General features: G+C 65.9%; 2 protein-coding genes and 1 pseudogene. 2 read left to right on the forward strand and 1 reads right to left on the reverse strand.

Annotated features, from left to right (window positions below; translation table 11 throughout):
- Window positions 1-212, forward strand: a pseudogene (locus tag E1267_RS45170) (IS256 family transposase); the annotation flags it as partial.
- Between the two features lie 37 nt (window positions 213-249).
- On the opposite strand, the gene E1267_RS43085 reads toward E1267_RS45170, so the two are convergent.
- The gene (locus E1267_RS43085; RefSeq protein ID WP_220449944.1) at window positions 250-1,284 is read right to left on the reverse strand and encodes an IS630 family transposase; all 1,035 of its coding nucleotides are present in this window, start codon (window positions 1,282-1,284) and stop codon (window positions 250-252) included.
- A gap of 760 nt (window positions 1,285-2,044) precedes the next feature.
- Here E1267_RS43085 and ltrA point away from each other — a divergent pair.
- Window positions 2,045-3,292, forward strand: coding sequence for a group II intron reverse transcriptase/maturase (ltrA, locus tag E1267_RS43090; RefSeq protein WP_132342002.1), 1,248 nt, complete (start codon window positions 2,045-2,047; stop codon window positions 3,290-3,292).
- Window positions 3,293-3,438: the final 146 nt, after the last annotated feature.

Below are 3,438 nucleotides of genomic sequence, written 5' to 3' on the forward strand. Positions count from 1 at the left end.
TCCCCGGCGACGACGCCGTGGTCAAGCTGCTGTGGCTGGCCATCATCAACATCGAGGACAAACGCGCCCGCGAACGCGCCGCACACAAGGAGAAAACCGGCAAGATCAAAAACTCGCCCAGCACCGCCCGCCTGATCGAGGGCCAGCGCACCATCGGCTGGCGCGAAGCTCTCATCGAACTCGACATCGCCTATCCAGGCCGGATCAGGTAAAGAGGCTTCTCCATCACCCAGAAAGGATCTTTACACACTAAGCGGCATTCCAGAAGTTCTGCCTATAACCTGCGGGCAGCCAGGGGCTGGTCCAGGGCGCGGCTGTGGTGAGCATCTGATCGGGTGATCGGGTGCGGAAGAAGGCATGGATCTGTCTGAGACGGCCAGGCCAGCTGACGGCGGTGTTGGCGATGAATGCCTTGAGCGTGGCCCAGATGCGTTCCACCGGGTTGTCGTGCGGGCTGTAGCGGGCTCCGAACAGCACTTCCATGGTGGGGTGCTCGGCCAGGTAGGCGGTGACGGCTTTGGCGTGGTGGATGGTGTCGTTGTCGCAGATGACCACGATCGCCGGGGCGGTCGGGACGGCCAGGCGGATCTGCTCCAGCAGGGCGATGAAGTCGGCGGCGCAGCGGCGGCCCAGCCGATACACCCATCGGCCGGTGGTCATCTCCAGCGCCCCGAACACGCTCACCTGCCGGTTCTTGCCGGGGGTGCCGATCTCGGGCCGGTGCCGGCGCAGTGTCCAGGTGGCGCGCACGTGTGGCAGGAGGTGGACGTGGGTCTCATCGGTGGCCCACACCATCGCGCCGCGTGGTAACTCCCGCAGCCTGGCGGTGATGGTTGCCACCGCTCGCCAGCGGTCCGGATCGCCCCGGGCCACCAGCTTGGGGCGACGCCAGATCGCCACCACCCGCAGGCGCCGATACAGGGTGTGCGAGCTCAGCTTCGGCCGGCCCAGGTACTGCCACAACCTGGGCACGGTCCACGGTCCCGATCGCTCCAGCAATGCCGTGATCCGGGGGAGCAGGCGGGGCCCGCCGATGCGCGGTCGTCCGGGGCGGGGCCGGTCGGCCAAGCCCGCCGGCCCGTGGTGGTTGAACCGGCCGATCCACCGCCGCACCGTGCCGGCATCGCACTCCAGCAGGTCAGCGATCTGAACCGGGGACAGCCCGTGCACCGACAGCAGCACCATCACCGCACGCCTGGCCTGCCGCCACCGGCCGCGCAAATCCGCGCGTAACTGCTCGATCGATGCCTCAGGACCGTTGGCGAACACAGTGACCGGGCGCATACTGACCACGACCTCGCCGGGTGGGTGGGCGTTGCAGGCAACTTCGATCCAACCCCCGGCGAGGTCCCTGTCAATGCCTGACCGCGCCTGCGATCTCACGTCCCGTTACGCGCAGAACTTCTGGAATGCCGCTTAGAAGTGACAAGCTCGCATTGTTGCGCCACGCGCACGGAGAGGAGCGGTCTGTGAGGTAGGAGAGGACCGTATCGCTGTGCTGCTGCACGGAAGATGAAGGATTGGTGGCCCTTCGGCGTCGTCCTGCGGGGGGAGGCGTCAAACCACCCCGAGGTGCGTTAGCTGAAGACTGTCGTGCTGAGCGTCGGGGAAAAGGCGGGGGTGAGACTCCGTCAGGTGGGGACCGGGAAGACGAACGCGAGTGAACCACCGCTGAAGCGCTGAGAGTAGGAAATGGCATCGAAACCGGGGTCTCAATGCAATCCCGGGATGAGCCTGGCGGGAGCCCGCCGACTGGCCAGGCGGTGTCCGGCGTGCAGGTGGCGTGAGCCCGGTCTGCGGCTTTCGTGTGGAACGTGGGAAGGCGTGCGCCGACACGGCCCGACCCTGGGTTGAAAGGGGTGGGCGAGAGGGAGCGCACCGACCGGCGGAAACCGGGAGGTGCTGAGTACCGTCGCGGCGCGCGTCGGCGGACCGGCCCGTAGTAGCGATGAAGCCCTGGTAATCGGGGTGGAGCCAAGGGGCCGGCTCATCTGGAGATGTTCGTTCGAGCAACCGGAAGTGCTCCGGGAGGAGACGGGTGAGCATGTCGGGTCCGGGCGGGAAACCGTTCGACATACCCAAGCGCCTGGTGTGGAAGGCGTGGAAGCAGGTCAAGGCGAACAAGGGTGCCGCCGGGGTGGATGGGCAGTCCATCGAGGCGTTCGAGGTCGATCTGAGGGACAACCTCTACAAGATCTGGAATCGGATGTCGTCGGGGACCTACTTTCCCCCGCCGGTGAAGGCGGTGGAGATCCCCAAGCCGGGCGGGACGCGCGTGTTGGGCGTGCCGACCGTGGCCGATCGGGTGGCGCAGACCGTGGCCGCGCTGGCGCTGGAGCCTCGGACCGAGTCGATCTTCCATGACGACTCGTTCGGCTACCGGCCCGGGCGTGGGGCGCTGGATGCGGTGGCCCGATGCCGCCGACGCTGCTGGGAGAAGGACTGGGTCATCGACCTGGATGTCCGCAAATTCTTCGACAGCGTGCCATGGGATCTGATGATCAAGGCGGTGGCGGTCAACACCACGCATGAGCAGCGGTGGATCGTGCTGTATGTGCGCCGGTGGCTGGCCGCGCTGATCCTCACCACCGAGGGCAGGCTCGCGGAACGGGACCGGGGAACCCCGCAGGGTTCGGCGATTTCCCCCGTCCTGGCGAACCTGTTCATGCATTATGCGTTCGACTCCTGGCTGGAACGCGAGTTCCCGGCCGTGGAGTTCGAGCGGTTCGCTGACGACGCGGTGGTGCACTGCGCGACCGAGCGGCGGGCACGAGAAGTGCTGGCCGCGCTGGGGACGCGCATGGAGCAGGTCGGGCTGGAACTCCACCCGGCCAAGACGAAGATCGTGTACTGCAGGGACCGTAACCGCCGTCTCGATCATGAGGAGACGGCGTTCACGTTCCTGGGCTACACCTTCCGGGCCAGGAAAGCCCCGACCCGGGACAGGACGGCGATCTTCTCGGCGTTCCTGCCCGCGGTCAGCAAGGACGCCCTCAAGAAGATGGGCGCCGAGCTGCGATCCTGGCGGATCCATCTGCGCACCACCAGCGATCTGGGAGAACTGGCCCGCTGGATGAATCCGGTCATTCGCGGCTGGATCGCCTACTACGGCAAGTTCTACCGGACCGCGCTGAACGTCTTCCTCAAGCGCATCAACACCTACCTGGTGCGTTGGGCGCGACGGAAGTTCAAACGGTTGCGGTCGTTCAAGAAGGCCCAACGGTGGTGGACCGGGCTCCTGCAACGGCAGCCGACCCTGTTCGCACACTGGGCTTACATGACCGAGTTCTGACGGACTGGATGAGACGAGCTGATGGCGCTTCGCGAATCTGACCAGGGGTGCTCTGTGAAAGTTGCCAGGTCGTTGGACTTCATACTACGGCTTTAGTTGATGTTCGTCACGGATTGTGACGGTGTGTCGACGTGAACAGCAGCGGG

It is taken from the genome of Nonomuraea longispora, assembly GCF_004348345.1.
Classification (GTDB): domain Bacteria; phylum Actinomycetota; class Actinomycetes; order Streptosporangiales; family Streptosporangiaceae; genus Nonomuraea; species Nonomuraea longispora.

Bases quoted from the DNA above. Each gene is read 5' to 3' on its own strand.
- E1267_RS43085 (WP_220449944.1), bottom strand. From the start codon at position 1,284: ATGCGCCCGGTCACTGTGTTCGCCAACGGTCCTGAGGCATCGATCGAG.
- ltrA (WP_132342002.1), top strand. From the start codon at position 2,045: ATGTCGGGTCCGGGCGGGAAACCGTTCGACATACCCAAGCGCCTGGTG.